The sequence below is a fragment of the Pseudomonas sp. ML96 genome, assembly GCF_000761545.1.
Classification (GTDB): domain Bacteria; phylum Pseudomonadota; class Gammaproteobacteria; order Pseudomonadales; family Pseudomonadaceae; genus Aquipseudomonas.
Genome location: NZ_JPMY01000013.1, coordinates 61,824 through 78,344, shown reverse-complemented (window position 1 = coordinate 78,344; position 16,521 = coordinate 61,824). Strand labels below are relative to the sequence as shown.

The following is a 16,521-nucleotide window of genomic DNA, read 5'->3' as shown; positions in this document are numbered from 1 at the left end:
ACTACGCACTACGCTGTTCTCCTCATTCTCTTTGTCTGGGCTGTACTGTCCTTGATCGCCGGAAGATCGTGGCGCCGTCCACTAGCCGTAGCGGCTTGTGTGCTTGTCGTATGCACTGCAGCCTGGATGTCGTATCAGCGACTCGGCATCTGACTGCTAGTTAGGGGTCAAGCTTTCGTAGGAATCCTCGCAAGCCTGCCCTCTCACTCGGTTGTCGTCGGCGGTGGCAGCATAGAGTCCAGCAGCCGCTCCAAGCCGGCCGAGCAACTCGGCACGCATTCGGGCGCCGGCTTCTGCTGCCGCGCTGAGCTGGTCAGTGATGGTATTGCCGCACTGGCGGGCTCGCTGTTCAGCCTCTGCGTACCGTTGCTGCAGGCGCTGCAGAGCATCGCCAGCCCGAGCAGCATCGCCTTGGTCCGCTGCCAGTTTCTCTTGCGCATTTTTCTCTATCTCCTCGGCCGCCCCCTGGCGGCGCTTCGTTTCTGCCAGGGCAGCCAGCGCAGCACGTCGGTCACGCTCGGCTACGTCGGTGCGATAACTGCTGTGTGCGGCCTGCTCAGTCGCCAGGTCACTGCGGAGGTTCGCCAGACGCAGCTCCTCAACCGCCGTCCACAGTCCAAGGACAATGGCCAGCCACGCCCACGCCGGGACCAGCTTCAGCCAGGCCACCATCACGGCACGTCCTTGAAGAAGATGTGCCGCCCGATCTTGCAGGTGCGCGCGGCGCGCACCGTCCAGGCCGGCGCCTTGGCCAGGCTGGTCGAGTAGTAATGGGTTGCCCCACCCGTTGGGTCGGGCCGGCTGCCTTCGATCACGGCCACGGCAGCCTCTCGGGCCTGCATGAACTGAGCAGGCGGGATCTGCTTATCGCCACGGAGGTAGGCCGAGTTCGGATCGTTCGCATTCCAGCAACTGAACTGCCAGGGCCTGCGGCAGACACCCTCGTATCCCTCGCCCCACCAGTCGGGCTTGCCGTCATTGCCCAAGTCCATCTCCACCCGGTTACGGATGGTGTGGCCTACAGCAATCATGCCGGCGACACCTTCGCCGCGTGCCTCGCCCCACAGCGTGCGGGCTAGCACATCAATGTCTCGCTCTCTGCTCATCGTTTCTCCAGGCACAAAAAAGCCCGCGCGCGGCGGGCTGGTTGAATTGAGGTGGCAGGCGGGGTTCAATCCGCCGTCAATTGTCTGAGGTGGTCATGGGTAACAAGCTGATACGCCAAACGCTGGCTCGGCGCGTAGCACGCCAATTCGCTGCCGAACACCTGGCAGATACCGAGGCGGCAGGCTTGGCGTTCGCCGAGCATGAGCTGACTGCCGAAGAGCGGGTCGAGGCGCATGCAGAGTTGAAGCGAATTGCCGGCCGGATACGCGCCGAGGTCGACGGAGACTGATGCGTCAGATGCTGGGTGCACAGCCCTCGGCATAGATCAGCGGCGCGGAGACCGCATCACTCATCGCCAGGTACATGGTCGCCATACCCAGGCCAGCGCTGAGGATGCAGATAGGGAGAAGCTGGAGGACTTGCTTGAGGCGAAGGGTCACGCTGCACTCCTTGTGCAAAGGGCCGTCATTGGCGAGACCCAGCATAGCCGCCCTCCTGCCCCCCAGCCACGCAATCACACATCCACGTCATAGTGCGGCAGGCTCGGCGCCGGGCCAGTGATCACGCCGTCCGCAATGTACGCCTTGCTGTTCACCGGAATGTCGACCCCGCGCACGGTCACCCGGGTGCCGGTGCGCAGCTCCACTTCACTGATACCAGCGGTGGTGTTGATCGACTTCACCGTCGCCACCGTCCGCACACCGCCGGGCAGCAGCCCGATGAACTCCTTCCAGATGTTCACTGAGGCCATGAGTGGTGCCGCTCCAATTTCAGTTGCTGGTTGACCCGCGAGGCGCCCGTGCCGGTGGCTGAGATATCCACCCCGAGGCACAGGCCCACCCACGGGCCAGACTCCTCGGGCACCCGGCACAGCATGCCGGGCAACACCAGGCCCACACCCTTGTCGTCGGTGGTATGGAACAGCGGCAGGGTGAAGCCCACTATCTCGATGTCGCCGCCCTGGCTCAGCTCGTGGATACCGCGTTGCTGGTTGGCCTCCTCGCCGGTCAGCCAATCATCGTGCACATCCGGCGCCGGGTTGTCGCCGGCAGTCCCTGCACGGCGGACCAGCATCGAGCAGCCATGCGAGGTGCCCGAGGTGTAACAGGCATTCCACGCCGGCTGTGGCGTCCAATCGCCGTTGAGGTCGGTCATCATCGCGGGCGGAATCACCCGCTCGATAGGGGCGTCCGGGTCGCCCCAGGCCCACGGCGCAGCCTGGTAAGTCGGCCGCACCTCCAGGGTGTCGGAGTCCCGCGCCGGCCGCACGAAGGCGCCCACCGTCTCGGCAATGCGGGCAATCACCTGGATGGGTGTCTGGCTCTGGTAGCTGAAGGCGCCCGCCGGGAATGTCCAGTCAGGCGGCCCCACGCTCTCAGCGTCCCACACCAGGGTGAAGCCGGTGTCCTGCAGCTCGGCCTCGGCGGCCTGGCGGGCGGTGATCTGAGCACCGTTCAGGCCAGTGCGCAGCGGGGCGAACGGCGCTGCCAGCAGCTGGGTGCGGCTTGAGCCGCTGATGCTGTAGACCTCGCTGGCGAACTTGCGGTTGCGGGTGTAGCGCTCCACCAGGATGGCCCAGACCCAGCCGTTGATGCTGACCTCGATTACCTTGGCGCCACCGGCACCCGGCTTCACCAGGGCGAGGGCGGCCTGGCTGAAAATGTCGCAGTTGAACTTCCAGCTGAAGCTGTCCTTGTCCAGCCCAACCCGGATGTTCTTCACCTGGATGGGCGTGCGCGACGGCAGCACCACCACGTTGACGATGTTGGCAATCATGTAGGTGTCCTGAATGGCAGGGTCTGGCGGCGGCTCGGGGAGAGGCTTCACCGGGCCGGGGTAGTCCACATAGGGCAGGCCAGTCAGCGGCCCGTCGAGAATGCGCGCCTTGCCCCACGGCACACGCATGCCGAGGTTCACCCGCCGAGCATCCTGCCAGCGGGCACCGATGCTGCCGGTATCCGTGGGCTGGATGGTTGGCTTCTCCGGCTCATAGCGGAAGTCGAAGAACACCAGCGGCGAGGAGCTGGGGAAGTACGGCCGCCCGCCGAAGTTGAACACCAGCGGGCCAGTGCCCGGAATGTAGAGGCTGTCCTGCAGGGCGGTGGCGGCGTCATGCCGAGGCCCGAACTCGTTGGAGCGCCGGAAGCTGGAGGACACCTGCACATCCTTGCGCGCGGGATTGGGGTTGTAGATCAGGCTCAGCACCAGGTCGCGAGGCTGAATCGACTTGTCCCACACGCAGCGCAGCGCCTGGTCTCTCGCCGGCACCGCCCCCCAAGGCATGCTCTCGGCCAAGGCGCTCAGATCGTCAGCCATGCCGAAGCCGGCCGCCACCTGGCTATCCCTTGCCGGCACGCCACCCCAAGGCAGCGCCTGGTCGACGACCTCCAGCTGGCGAGCCTGCTGCCAGCACGCCGCAGATCCCGCATCAGCCGCCCTCGTCTCCTGCCATCCAACAGCCGCAGGCCGCCGGTCAGCGGACGAGGCCCGCCCCCAGCGGCTGCGCACTTCGACAGTCAGCATCAGATCACCTCGACAGGTAGCGGCCCGTGGGCAATGGGTTGGAAGTAGCGCACGGCAATGGCTCGCGCCGTGCCAAGCGGGCGCGATGCGTTGTCGCCGATGGCGGCCCACCACTCCGGCTCAGCCGGGGGAAGTGCGCCGGCCTCGGTCACCTGGTACAGCCAGCCCTGGTACTCGGTCGGGCGGATGCGCTGCCCGACCGAGACCGACAGCCCGGCCACGAACTCCACGCCCCAGTCATCGAAGCTCAGGGCGAACACATCGCCGCCCACCACCCGCACCGACAACTCGCCCGCACCGCCTGGCGTCGGGCCATAGCCTGCCATCCGCCACTCACCATCGGCCGGGCGCTCGACCACCACGACCTGGCGGTCGACGGGTACGCGCTCCACCCGCACCAGGGCGGCCAGTTCAGCGGGCTCACCGACCGCACCACCGTCGCCGCTGGTGATGTCGTAGGTCAGCAACGCCGAGGCAGTGAAGCCCAGGTATAGCGCCCGCGTGCGCCTCGGCAAGGCGTTGTCCTGCCCTGCCACCAGCCACTCCGGCTGCGCCAGGATCGTGGCCAGGTCGAGCGACCAGGTGTTGGTGAACTCGTCGTCGCGCGTCTCGAACACCATCATCAGCTGATCGACCGAACCCCAGTCGCGGTACACCCGCAGCCGCTTCACTCCGGCACTCGCCTCACCGTCGCGCAGAACACGGAACTGCAGAGTGATGCGGGGCGGCAGCACCACCCCCATATTCACCTCATAAGCACGCGCAGGCGTCGCCATCACCAGAACTCCGCTTTGTCGGTCAGCAGGTGCCGGCAGCTGCCCGGATAAGACAGCCCCATGTAGTAACGGTCAGGCCCCATCGGCAATTGCTGGTTCGCGTTCCGGGTGATCAGTGGGCCGCTGTAACCGAGACATCGCGCCGCCGGTGACGGGTAGTACTCGGAAAGCTGCGGGCACAAGGCAACGCCCCGCAGTTTCCCAGCAAGCTGCGTAAACGTGCCCCAGCGCACAGGTGCAAGCGATGCCTCGATCAGCGGGACAACCGGCCCGGTCACGGTGGCAGTAGCAGTCCCCGAGCGACCAAGCCCAGGCGTAGAAGGCGTGATGCTGCCGGTGCCAATCAACAACCCCGTCACCGGATCTCGCAGCGCAGTCAGCCCGATATAGCTGAAGTCATTGTTGGGGCTGGTAAGCGTCGTGTTGCTGCCTCCTATGGCGAGAAAGCGCCCGGTGCTGTCTTCACCGACATACAAGGGGGCCATCGCCCCCCCATCGGTGGCGATAAATTCCCAATTCGCACCCGTCGCACCCGCCGACTGGAAGATGAACGTGCGCTCATCTGCCAGTACCAGCCACGAGCAGTAGTTGGTGTTGTACGCCACAACACCGATGTAGAGCCGGTGCTGTGTCGCGTTGTTGGCTGCCACCCCGGTCTTCACGCCGTCGCCGGTGATCACGTCACTGACCACACCCGTAAAGGTCTCGGCGAGGTAGACGGTGAGATAGTTGCCGCCAGTCCAGGTGAGGCACACATAGCCAGTCTGCGTGCCGTTGCGCAGCACCAGATGGCGATCACCCTCCGCGACCAGAGACCACCCCGCCGCCGGCTTGCCCGAGTAACCGCTGACCAAGCACGCCTTGAGGATGGTTTTCACGGCAGTGAACTGCGCAATGCTGCCTTGCGTGGAGACGTAGGAAAGCACTGGCGCACCAGAATCTTCCCGGCTGTAGACAGTTGGCATCAGTCAGCATCCCCTCGAATCTGCAGTTGGAACTCGTCGTCGTTCACCGTGCCCTGGCCGCTGATCACGGTACGAATCGCCCACATCGGCCCAAGGGCCGAGTCGGTGTTGAAGCGCACCGCGTTGCTGGCCGCCCAGCCCGAGCCCCAGCCTTCCTTGCGGATGGTGAAATAGGGCTCGCCTACCAGCGGGTTGATCGGGGCGCAGTCGTTGGCAATGCTGCCGGCGGCGATCACCCCCAGCTTTTCCTCCACCACGTTGAACGCCGTGGAGCTGGTGAACACCAGCGCCCACTTGCCATCGATGGCGCCCTTGTTGGTGATGATCTGCGGGTAGCTCAGGCTGTTGTACTGCGCGGTCGTGGTGTTGCCGATTGGCGAGTCCGTCCAGTTGGGCGCGCCTTGGCTCCACGTCTGCTGGGTGAACCAGGTGTGAATCCGCGACTGCAGGTCACCCCAGGTCACGGCACTGGAGACCATGGTCTCGTCGGCCGGCAGATCCCAAGGCAGCGGCGAGCTGATGCCCAGCTCTCCGGTGATCTGCACTTCGGTGCAAAGGGTCATGTGCTCCACCCGGTCGCGCACCACCAGGGGCGCACTGATCGGGTTGCCCTCCTCGTCCTGCATCACCAGAGGGTTGGCCCAGGTGAGCGCGCCGGCCTCGCGGTCGACGCTGTAGGACGCGGCACGCAGCGCAGCGCCATTGGCGCCGAACACCTCGATTGCAGCCTGCTGCTGACGCCCCAGCGGCAAGGTGGCGCCGCCCACCGGTGAGGCCACTACCGTCTCGGCGGTGTGGTGAATCACCAGCACATAGCCTTCGCGGTAGATCGGCACCCGGCCATCGCTGGGCAGGCGCACCGGGTCGAGACCCAGCAGGCCAGCATCGAGCGGGAGCTGGGTGCGCACCACTGCGTTGTAGCGCAGCAGCAACGGAATCACCGGCACATCACTGGCCCCGGTCGTATCGGCCGGATTGCTGGTGAAGGCCAGACGCACGATGCCGGTCGACGTATCGACCGAGCCGTGGATGATCCCGCCCACGATGTCGCCATTCAGGTTCGCGCTGGCGGTGACCACCGCGCCCGTGTCGGCACGCACCGCAATGATCTGCGTGCTTGCCGGCCGCAGCGGGGCGCCAGGCGTGCGGAAGGTCGCCCCCGTCACACTGAAGCCCACCGATGCCGTCAGACACGCCAGCACGGTGACAGGCCCCGTGGCGTTGCCTGGATAGCTGGTGATGGTCGCGGTGCCGGTCACATAGTTGACCGTGCCCACTGCCGTGCCGCCGTTGGTGTTGCTGGCAATGTCGCGGTAGAGAATCCCCGAACGGTCGCAGTACAGCGAGCCGTTCCAGCTGAACAGCAGCGAGCCCGGCAGGATCGGCTCACCCACCCCGGACAGCAGGTTGAAGGTGATAGCCGGGGCGGCCTGGCTGGCCGTCTGCGGCGTGGCCGGCACACCGGCCGCCTGCCCCATCACCGCCAGGGTGCCGCCGAACTGCTCGCGGATCTGCACGGTGGTGTTCACCAGCACCGGCTCGGTCACCTTGCCGGAAACGGTCTGCTTGCTGATGTTGCTGTAGGTGTACTCCTTGTAGTCGTACAGCCGTGCCAGCTGCAGGGTGCAAGCGCCCGTGGTGTAGTTGATGCTCCCCGCGCGGCCGTCGCGCCAGCCGCCGTTGCCGTTGTCGGCCACGACGTTCTCCACGTCCACCGTGGAGTCATACACCGGCAGGGTGCCGCCGCTGCCGATCACTTCCCAGTTCACGGCCGGCGCTGCCTGGCGGCGGGTGGTGATCCAGTTCACCCGCACGCTGCCCGGCTTGAGCGGCGCGCCGGGGATGGTGAAGCTGGCATTGCCGCTGCCATCGGTGCCGGTGGTGATGGGCGAATTGGTGACGCTGCCCACCTGGTAGCTGTAGGAGATCCCGGCCGAAGGCGTGGTGGCCAGCACCATCAGAATCTCGCCAGTGGCATACAGCACCGTGCCGGTGCCGCCAGTGCCGCTCAGGTTGCCGAAGCCATCGTCGGTCAGGTTCTTGGTCGTGGAGCCGGTGGCGTAGCTGATGGCCACCGAGCCCGGCAGCACGCCCTGGTGAGGCAGGGTGTGGCGTACCTCCAGGGCCGGCGTGACGCTGCTGCCGGTGCGCTGGGTGACGCTGTTGTCGGCCGCGCTGACGTAGCTGTAGACCAGCGACCCGCCCACATCCGGCAGGGCGTTGAGGGTCAGCGCTACCGAGCCGGTGGCGAAGTTGACGGTGCCGGCGCCCTCGCCCGTCAGCTGGCCGTCGCCGAAGTCGCGCAGCTCGTACCAGCGACCGAGCGCCATGAAGCTGACCGACAGCGTGCCCGCGCGCGGGATGGCCTCGGCCAGGTTCAGGGTGTAGACGTAGCCACGGTTGCCGAGGGTGATTTCTACTTCGCCGGTGATGGTCTCGCCTGTCGCCGACGCGCCCGGCTGATAGGTGCCCGAGCCGTTACCGGCGAAGCTGGTCCCGGTACGCACCAGGGTGACCTCGCCGGTCTGGTAGTCCACCCGGCCCGAGCTGATCCAGTTGCTACCCGAGACGAAGCGCAGGCCGCCCTTGCGGTCATCCGCGAAGGTGCCGCCGTTGGCAGTGATGCTCAGCGAGCCAGGCGCACAGCCGGTGCCCAGGAAGGTGCGCGACTCGCCCGCCACGGCACTGGCTGCAATGATCAGGTTCAGCGAGCGCACCGGACCAGCAGGCAGGTTCAGCTGACGCTGATAGCCGGCCAGCAGGTCGACCAGCGCGCTTTCCTTGGTGGTGCTGGGCACGAGCTGGGAGAACACGCTTTCCACACGCAGGCTCAGGGCACCTTGGCTGACGGCTTGGGCCAGCGGGCTGATTCCGTAGTAGCGGGCGGCGTCTGCCACCTGGGTAGCGAGCACGCGGGCCTTGGCCTGGCCGCTCAGGCTGGCCGCCGTGGTGCCGGCCGGGGTGACCTGGCCACCAGGGAACGCCACCAGCAGCGGCGCGCTGATCTTCAGCTCCAGCCGGCGGCGGGTGAAGTTCTGGAAGTTGCCTGCGGAATACTCGTAGGTGAACGCCTCCAGGGTGGCCACCACATCCGTCAGGCGCACGTACTGCGAGCTGGCCGCAGTGGTCAGCTGGTACACCTCACCCACTTCGGGGATGCGCTGCTCTTCACGCTGCACGCATGTGATGGAGCGCTGGCCCGCTAGCTGGTCGGCCATCAGCTCGAACGGCGCGGCAGTGGACGCAGCCACATAGCTCTCGATGGCGTTGCGCGCGTCGGAGCGCACGTCCGTCTGGCTGCCGGTGTTGAACAGCAGCACGCTGACGCGTGGGTCGGCCGGCTTCTGCGTGACGATGCCGTGGGCGCCAAGGTAGGCGTCGGCGTTCTGCGTCATCACCCCGGCGAACAGCTTGCGCAGCCAGAGACGGCCAGTGGTACGGGCCAAGCGCTCGATGTCGGGGAATACGTTGTTGACCTCGCCGTCGACCACAGCGCTGGCAGTGGCACGGCCACCACCATCAGCTTCATCGGTCAGACGCTGAGACTTGAGCAGCTTCACATCGGTGCTGGCGATGGACATTCAGTTTTCTCCGGGCACAAAAAAGCCCGCACGGGGCGGGCCTGGTCAGATGAGAGGTCAGGTAGACCAGTCAAAACAATTCCGTCAGTCACATCTCCTGAAGGTATGTAGGGGGAGAATGGTTGAATAATCTCTCTCGCCCCATGGATCTACTCGCAAAACTATGCGCTCTGTGATGAGAGTATCCTCACCATCAAGACGATAGTTAATCTTCACGCTGAAGTTAAGATCATTTGGAGATATTCCAGCCTGCCCCTGCGGCGGAGCCGGTAGCGGCATTACCAGCGGATGATAAGGTACATATCCCTGCATTCCTGGCCTAAGCTTCTCAACTGTTTTAAATATCTCACCATTCTGCTGAACAGAAACAGATTGAAGCGTGGCGTATGGGTACTCGCGGCGATCACTATCTACCCGAGTCAGCCGCCATCCATCGCTTGTTTTAACAAATTTTCGCGCATACAAAGACACGTTCTGTCCATTCACCGCCCCATATGTTCCAGCTGGATAACACCATACCCCAGCCAATCCTTTTTTCTCCACTTGGGGTGGTGGTGGCGGAGACACAGTTACAACGCACGACTGTGAGGAGCCATCATATTCAGCTTCAATGCTTACCGAGGCGGTCTCTTCCGTATCTGAAATTCGAATGAGCGCCTCATGCTGCCCCATAAGCAGCTTGTCGCCTGGCTCTCTCAGGTAGTTATTACCTGTCGAAACTTTCACTCCATTATCAATAAATGTCTCAACATAGTGCGCGCTACTTGACCCAGTAGGCCTCCAAGAATACATGAGCTTAAAGGATCTGCCATTAGATGTTGGAGTCGCGATACATGTAAGACCACTTCTCGCAAGCTTGCAATCTCTCCACGCATCAACCAACTTAGGATCAACAGAACGCTGAGCCTGATATCTAAAAGTATCTAGCGACTCACTAGAACTGCTATCCCCGCAGTTCTCAGATTTCCACTGATTATATTTCCCCTCTGAACTACCATAGTCAGCACTAAACGCCCCATAACTACCACCAGCATCAGTTGAAGAATTCTCCTTGTACTCCGAATAATTCATCGAACAAAACCAAGCCCGAGCAGCGGAAGCAGAAGCATCCGAACTTCTACTTTCCACGACCGTCATCAATTTCTCACTTAACGCAACATCACAATCATCTGCCAGCAGAAATTTCGGCACTGTAACGAGCACCATACCGGCAATAAGCACATTCCATTTCGAGTACATAGACCCTCTCCATTCAGTAGTTTTTTGAATGCAAGAACAGCAATGTACGAGGCTCAAAAACGCTTGAGCTAATCGTTGATAGACGAGTCCACCTGAAAGATGAAAATGTCTTGTCTGATGTTAGCTACGAAAATTGCAGGTATCACAGAGTGAGTGGGTCGACAGTTATCAGGCGAAGAGTGACCGTAAAAATATCGTCAGCCTGGTAGACCACCGAGCGGAACACCGGCACCGCCTCTACGGGCGCACCCGCGACACGGTTCCAAGTGACGTGGTGTTGCTCACCACTCGGCAAGGTCAACAGCATCACAATGCCCGGTTGATCACGCAAAGCCTGCAGCTCCTCGATGGTCGCCTTGGTGAACCAGGCGCCGTCATTGCTGGCCAGAGTGATCGGGCGCCCGTACAGCTTGACGCCCTCCTGAATGATCTGCGCGCCAGTGAGCGAGCGGTCCTGGTTCTGTTCCACCGGGTCCCACTCATGCTCATCAACCCATTGCAACTGCTCCCCACCAAGGTCGTGATCTGCCGCCAGGTCGACGGCATCCAGGGTAAGTGGGTAGGACATCAAAGGCTCCTTAGCGCGGCATCCTTGAGGAGGCCGATCAGCTTGGTTTCGTCCGCTTCATCTTTCACGCCGACGTCGACAGACTCGCCGCCGTACTCCAGCCGTACAATCTTGCTCGGCGTAGGAGTTGAGGCCACCTGGTCAGCAGGTTGTTGCCGCGAGTCGATCAGCTTCTGCTGTTCCTCACGCTGACGCTGCTGCCCGGTAGCTGACTCCACCTGCCGCAGCAGAGCCAAGGCCCGTTGGCTGTTGGCGATCGCATTGCTGTCACCGGATGCGGTGGACTCCGCAAGCTGCGCTTCCAGCTCCCGGCGCCGACTGTCGAAGCGGCGTTTCTCGATGTCAGCCTGACGGCCCTCCAGGCCGTCGAGCTCGTCCTGCAGGCTGTCCAGGGTGGAACGGGTAGAGTCGGCCAGCTGCTGCATCTGGCTTTTGGCTCCCTGAATCGCGCTCTCCAGCGTGGTCAGGTCGGCCTCATCCAGCAGTGCCATGCTTCCATGCGCCTGCTCTGCCCGTTTCACGAAGTCGCCCAGGCTGATCGATCCGTCCTCGTAGCCACGCATCAGGCTCTGCAGCTGCAGCTTCTGCCCCAGCGTAGCCTCCTGCAGACGCAGGCTCTGCGCCAGAGTGGAGAGCTGCCAGCGACTGAAACCGCCAAGCCCGGGGCCAGAGGCAGCCTGCTGGACGTTCATCAACTCATCACTGACCCGCTCCAGCGAAGCCGCCGTCAGCTCCAGACTGCTGGTATCGATGGCGACCTTGGTGGTGCTCAGCCCGCGCAAGCGGTCGAACACTTCCAGGGCGGCCGCGCTCAGCTCAGCCAGGGGCGCACGCGCCTTGGCCATTACGCCGTCCACGTAGCTGGCCAGCGAAGAGGTGTCCTGTTTGGCCTCCTCGCTGCCTTTGCGGCGCTGCTCCATGGCCTCGCCGATGGCGCGGCGCTCCTCCTCCATGCGCTTGCCGCTCTCGCGCCGCAGTTGCTCGGAGGTGACGATGGCTTCTTGATCAGCCTGATTCTTGTCCCGCTGAGCCTTGGCGCCCTGCTCTACCGCCCCCTTGAGCTCCTTCTGCTGGTCGCTGGTTTTCTTCAGCTCCTCGTTGTACTGCGCGGCGTTGATCTCGCCATCGTTGTACAGCTTGCGCAGGGCGGCGCGGATGTTGTTGATGTCGACATCAGTCTTGGCGTTGCTGATAGCCTGCTGAACCGACTGCAAGTCACCCAGCTTTTCCTCCAGGTCGGAGACCAAGCCGGCAGCACCACCAGCGGCCGAACCAAGCTCCTTGAGCCGCCCGTTCAGCAGGGTGGTCGCCTGGGCGTACTCCTCTTGGCTGATCTGCCCCGCATTGAATGCGGCCAGCAGCGCGCCGCGCAGACTCTCCAACTGCTGCACTGTCGACGCGCTGTCGATCAGTTGGATTGCCTGGGCAATCCCCTCGATTGCCTGCCGCCCTGAGACAGCCGCATCAAGGGCCGCGGCCTTCGCACGCGCCCGATTCTCGACCTCCCGATCGGTGAGCGCCTGATCCAAGGCCGACCGCTCAGCAGCAGACTGCGCAGCAGCATCTACCTGTTCCTTGGTTCCCCGCTTGTTCTTCTCGTTGAGAAAGTCCCAGGTGCTCCCCATCTGGGCCAAGTCAGCCTTGGCCTGCACCACGTAGGCAGTGCTCAACTCACCAAGGTAGCTGTACAGCCCCTCGGCTTTACTTTGCATTTCCTGATTGCCAAAGAACCCGGCGATCTGCCCAGCACCAAGAGCAACCGAGCCAACGGTGAGCTGTACGGCCTTGACCAAAGTGGCCGCAGTCGAGGTTACAACAGCGGAAAACCCACTCCAGACGGTAGTGAGTGTTGCGACCACGTATCGCCCGGAGGTGACAGTGTTATCTACTGCAGCGCCGATCTTGTCGACGGCGTTCTCTGCACGGGTGGCCAGCTCTACGAAGTCGATATCTTCGAGACCGCCCGCAAACTCCTTGGCCCGCTCTATCCCCTTTTCAAACGCTTTACTCAGGGACGTTGCCAGCTTATCCAGCCGGCCATCCCTGTCCATCTGATCGATGTAGTCTGCAATGCCCTTGAGCTGATCCTTGGCGTAGTTCAGCGCACCGCTCTTGGCGATCCGGTTGAGGAAGTCGGACCAGACGTCTGACAGGTTGCTGACGAGCCCGGTCAGCGTGCTCATGTTGTCAGCGGCGGCGCCCTCGGCGCTGCGCCCCATTTCTTCAATGAGCGCCGCAATAACGTCCCGACCGAGCCGCCCCTTGGTGGCAAGCTCCTGCAGGGCCGCGGCGTTCTTCCCTGTAACCTTCTCCAGCAACGTCCAGACAGGCACGCCGCGCTCGACCAGTTGCAGGATCTCCTCGGTCTGAAGCTTCTGCTTGGCATAAGCCTGACCGAGGGCGGAGCTGATGCCCTGCAAGCGCTCCATGCCGCCGCCGAGCTGCTCGTTCTTGTCGACGATCGCCTGCAGGCTGCCGCCCATTGGGTCGAGCCCGTAGGACTTGAGCAGAGCGAATGCGTCGGTGACGTCGGTCACCTCAAGCGGCGTGTCCTTGGCGAACTGCTTAATCCAGGCAGTGGCCTTCTCGCCCTCTGCAATGCCGCCCATCAGCGACGACATCCGCTTGCCCAGCAGCTCGTACTTGTCGCCAGTTTCCAGCATCGAGTAGATGCCGTCGCGGACTAGGTTGAGGCCGCGCTGCACCAGGCCAAAGACCGCATTCAGAGAAACGAAAGCTGCAGCGAAGGCAAACACCTGGCGCGCGCCACCTGACATACCTGCACGCACAGCGTCGATTCGAGACGTGTGCTCAGCGGCAGAGCGTGAAGCCGCAGCGTATGCCCGCTGGGCCTCCTTCAACTGGACGTTGTTATCAGCCACAGCCTGCTCGGCGTGGGCGACCTGGGTCGCGAGACGCTGCTGCTCATCGCTCAGGTTGTGGGTATCGATGCCAGCAGCCCTGGCAGCTTTCTCGGCGGCGGAAAGATCGGACTCCAGGCCGTTGAGTTGGCGCCGAGCGCGGGTTGCTTCCCTCTCTGCCTGCTTGAGGGACTGCTGCAGGCCAGCAGCTTCGGGCTCCTTGTTGAGCGCCTCGCGAAGATCGGTGACCTGCTGCTCAGCTTGGCTCAGGCTTCGCTGAGCAAGAGCCACGTCACGTGCAGTACGCTCAAGTGCATTGCCGAGGCCCTGGGCACCCTTGGCTTCGTCAAGCGCCTGGCCGAGCCGCGTTGCCTCTTCCGACACAGCCTCCAGCGCTGCGGCGGACTTCTTCGCCTCCGGAGAGAGTTCGTCCTTGCCGCGCAGGATGTACTGAATCAGGCGATCCTTGATGCCAGCCATCTACTTTTCTCCGGGCATTAAAAAACCCGCCGAAGCGGGTTTCTGTTTAATTAATTTCTGTCACTGGTACTGCATCTTGAGCTTGCCGAGTCGCTCAGCCTCGCGCTCTGACAAGCCACTTGCATCATACAAAGCTGCTTTGTCTGCACCATCAAGGCGAACGACCTCAACCGTGAATAGCGCGTCTGCAGGAGCATCTACTTTTGCCCAATCGCTGAACATGTTGGGCTCTAGCATCCACTCAGCGGATTCACCAGGCTCAAGTCCACCAGGAATCTCGTAATTGAAAACATCAGAGAACCAAGGAATTGATCGGCCTGGGCTGGCAATCGTGCCTTTGAAATAAGCCCGTGAAATTGCCTTACCAGTCCCATTGCTCACCGACAGAGCAATCACTGGCTGTTTACGAGTCATGTACTTTTGTTCTCTCAGCATGAAGCGAGAGCGCTGAATGGAGAACTTCGCCAGCTCTGCGCGCGCAAGATCCGCTGCCGCCTGCTTGTTCACCAGTTCCTGAATCTCTTGTAGCGCCTGCTCCTTTTCCTTCGCAGCACGCTCTTCGATGATGACCTTTGCACGGGCAATCACTTCATCCCCTGACTTGCCACTCAACGATGCGTACATGTCAGTTTTTATGGAATCCGCGTTGGCTTTACCAGAAAGCATGTCGGCCATGTTGATATGCGAGAAAGCCACGACCTTGATAGCACTTTGAAAATGCTCACGCTTCTCTTCGGGCATAGATTCCGCGACTTTGGCCACAGATGCCTTGAAGGCCTCTTCGCTGCTACCGTCTAGTTTTGGCTCGCCACATGCAGCGATGAAAATCGCCGAGATCACAACCAACCATTGTTTGTTAAGCATCAGGCTCCCTCCTTTTGAATGGCTAGCAATCTAACATCAGATTGCCAGCCCACAAACCATCCGGCCTTCCTGGCAGAGGTCTACGCAGCCTTCAACTGGGTCAGCGTGCAGAACTTCGACAGGTCGGTGGCAATCACCGTCGGGTCGGCCAGGATCTCGCAGGGGCCATCCAGCTTGACGTAGTCCTGGCCCAGCACCGGGAACTCCTGCAGCATGCCGAACTTCGCTCGGTTCACCTTCAGGCTGAACGGCTCGCCCGACTGGGCGTCGTTCAGGCCAGCGATGTACAGCTCCAGTTCCACTTGGGAGCCGTTCAGCATGTGCACCTCGCTGGTTGCCTTGCGGGTGTAGCTGGCCTTGATGCCCGCGGATGTGATTGAGGTACCCGAAGTGACGATCACACCATGCGGACTCAGGATGTAGTCAGTACCGGCCACCAGGTCAACGTCGGCGGCGGTCTTGAGCGTCGGCGGGACGCTCAGGTCGGGGATGTGCTTGAAGGGGATCAGCTCGCCTTCGATACCCTCACAGGCGATCACCTCATTCGCCACCGCGCCGGCGGCAACATCTTTGATGGTGGCGCGGGTTACGCGGGCGATGTTAGTGCTGGTGAGGTCGTACATGCCGATGCCGGAGGTGACGTCGGTCACGCGCTCGCGCACGTTGCGATTACCGCCGCCACCCATGAAGTTGGGCAGCGCCTTGCGATCAGTCGCGTAGCGGAGGTTGAAAGAATCGCAGTTGCCGAACGGCAGCAGCGCATCCTGGCTCTGGTAGGCACGCCCCCAGATCACCCCTTCACCGATGAAGGAGCGGTCAACGATTTGAGACATAGTGGAAATCCTCGAGGAGAAGAAGTGGATCAGGATCAGGTCGCACCAGGTGGCGCGATTTACTCAGCGGGAGTGTTCGGTTTCGCCGGGGCCTTCGCGGGCGACTTTTCCTCGGGCAGCACTGCAACCTTGATCTTCACGGCATGAGCAGCGGCAGCCGCACTGACGGTCTTCTCGGAGCAGCGCTCGGTAACTTCGTAGTCGCCGGTCGGGTAGTGGAAGGTTTGCGCGCCCTCGCGGTAGTTGAAGGGCGCAGAGACTTTCAGCTTGGCCATGGGGCCTCCTGTTACTTGAGTTTTTGGCTATAGGTGAGCTGGAGCGGCATGACCCGAATCGCCCAGCGGCGGCCATCGCGACTGGGCCGCAGTTCGTCGGGGCCGAACTTCGCTTCGACCAACCCCTTAACCGACAGTCCGGCATGGGTGCCGGCGAGGGCGCATTTGATAGCAAGCCGACCAGCACGCAGCTTCGGCCCGAAATCGCGAACGGTGGTGAGCAACGCGATGTGAAGCGTCAGCCGCTCCTTCACCGCTCCTGGGCCCACCCGGTCCAGTTCCTCGGTGTCACCCGACTGGACTACGATCTGGGTACCTGGAAGGGTCGAGTCATCAGCATCCAGCACGCGCTGAATGAACTCCTCCTCCACCGACTCCCCGAACTCCGGGATAGCCCGCAGCTTGCCCAGCACCTCAGCGATGAGCAGCGATTGAATGTCTTCAGGCAT

General features: G+C 62.6%; 16 protein-coding genes. 1 reads left to right on the top strand and 15 read right to left on the bottom strand.

What is annotated here, in order from left to right; all coding sequences use genetic code 11:
- Positions 1 to 156 precede the first annotated feature (156 nt).
- Positions 157 to 672, bottom strand: a complete 516-nt coding sequence (locus IP89_RS22775) for a DUF2514 family protein (RefSeq protein WP_052081040.1) — start codon at positions 670 to 672, stop codon at positions 157 to 159.
- A complete protein-coding gene (locus tag IP89_RS11105; RefSeq protein ID WP_043309570.1) occupies positions 672 to 1,106 on the bottom strand; it encodes a cell wall hydrolase in 435 nt (144 codons plus the stop codon). Before IP89_RS11105 ends, IP89_RS22775 begins: the two co-directional genes overlap by 1 nt.
- Positions 1,107 to 1,201: 95 nt before the next feature.
- Here IP89_RS11105 and IP89_RS11100 point away from each other — a divergent pair, with 95 nt between their 5' ends.
- Positions 1,202 to 1,396, top strand: a complete 195-nt coding sequence (locus IP89_RS11100) for a hypothetical protein (RefSeq protein ID WP_043309569.1) — start codon at positions 1,202 to 1,204, stop codon at positions 1,394 to 1,396.
- A gap of 4 nt (positions 1,397 to 1,400) precedes the next feature.
- On the opposite strand, the gene IP89_RS11095 is transcribed toward IP89_RS11100, so the two are convergent.
- The 13 genes from IP89_RS11095 to IP89_RS11040 form a co-directional block, all read right to left on the bottom strand.
- Complete coding sequence (locus IP89_RS11095) at positions 1,401 to 1,547, bottom strand: hypothetical protein (protein WP_156115032.1); 147 nt, start codon at positions 1,545 to 1,547, stop codon at positions 1,401 to 1,403.
- A gap of 74 nt (positions 1,548 to 1,621) precedes the next feature.
- Positions 1,622 to 1,858: a hypothetical protein gene (locus tag IP89_RS11090; protein ID WP_043309567.1), complete on the bottom strand. Its 237-nt coding sequence runs from the start codon at positions 1,856 to 1,858 to the stop codon at positions 1,622 to 1,624.
- Complete coding sequence (locus IP89_RS11085; RefSeq protein ID WP_256203135.1) at positions 1,846 to 3,423, bottom strand: hypothetical protein; 1,578 nt, start codon at positions 3,421 to 3,423, stop codon at positions 1,846 to 1,848. The genes IP89_RS11090 and IP89_RS11085 overlap by 13 nt, the downstream gene beginning before the upstream one ends.
- Before the next feature lie 206 nt (positions 3,424 to 3,629).
- The gene (locus tag IP89_RS11080) at positions 3,630 to 4,406 is read right to left on the bottom strand and encodes a hypothetical protein (protein WP_156115031.1); all 777 of its coding nucleotides are present in this window, start codon (positions 4,404 to 4,406) and stop codon (positions 3,630 to 3,632) included.
- A complete protein-coding gene (locus tag IP89_RS11075) occupies positions 4,406 to 5,371 on the bottom strand; it encodes a hypothetical protein (RefSeq protein WP_043309565.1) in 966 nt (321 codons plus the stop codon). Before IP89_RS11075 ends, IP89_RS11080 begins: the two co-directional genes overlap by 1 nt.
- The gene (locus IP89_RS11070; protein ID WP_043309564.1) at positions 5,371 to 8,952 is read right to left on the bottom strand and encodes a hypothetical protein; all 3,582 of its coding nucleotides are present in this window, start codon (positions 8,950 to 8,952) and stop codon (positions 5,371 to 5,373) included. The genes IP89_RS11075 and IP89_RS11070 overlap by 1 nt, the downstream gene beginning before the upstream one ends.
- A gap of 84 nt (positions 8,953 to 9,036) precedes the next feature.
- On the bottom strand, positions 9,037 to 10,191 hold the full coding sequence (locus tag IP89_RS23340) for a hypothetical protein (RefSeq protein WP_156115030.1): 1,155 nt from the start codon (positions 10,189 to 10,191) through the stop codon (positions 9,037 to 9,039).
- 142 nt (positions 10,192 to 10,333) lie between these two features.
- Positions 10,334 to 10,759 (bottom strand): hypothetical protein, encoded by a 426-nt coding sequence (locus tag IP89_RS11065; RefSeq protein ID WP_043309563.1) that lies wholly within the window; start codon positions 10,757 to 10,759, stop codon positions 10,334 to 10,336.
- Positions 10,759 to 14,100, bottom strand: coding sequence for a tape measure protein (locus IP89_RS11060; RefSeq protein ID WP_043309562.1), 3,342 nt, complete (start codon positions 14,098 to 14,100; stop codon positions 10,759 to 10,761). Before IP89_RS11060 ends, IP89_RS11065 begins: the two co-directional genes overlap by 1 nt.
- A 60-nt stretch (positions 14,101 to 14,160) precedes the next feature.
- Positions 14,161 to 14,964, bottom strand: coding sequence for a DUF6694 family lipoprotein (locus IP89_RS11055; RefSeq protein ID WP_043309561.1), 804 nt, complete (start codon positions 14,962 to 14,964; stop codon positions 14,161 to 14,163).
- Positions 14,965 to 15,044: 80 nt separating this feature from the next.
- The gene (locus tag IP89_RS11050; RefSeq protein WP_043309560.1) at positions 15,045 to 15,797 is read right to left on the bottom strand and encodes a hypothetical protein; all 753 of its coding nucleotides are present in this window, start codon (positions 15,795 to 15,797) and stop codon (positions 15,045 to 15,047) included.
- Positions 15,798 to 15,856: 59 nt separating this feature from the next.
- Entirely contained in the window at positions 15,857 to 16,072 is a 216-nt protein-coding gene (locus IP89_RS11045; RefSeq protein ID WP_043309559.1) for a hypothetical protein, read from the bottom strand.
- A gap of 11 nt (positions 16,073 to 16,083) precedes the next feature.
- Positions 16,084 to 16,521 (bottom strand): hypothetical protein, encoded by a 438-nt coding sequence (locus tag IP89_RS11040; protein WP_043309558.1) that lies wholly within the window; start codon positions 16,519 to 16,521, stop codon positions 16,084 to 16,086.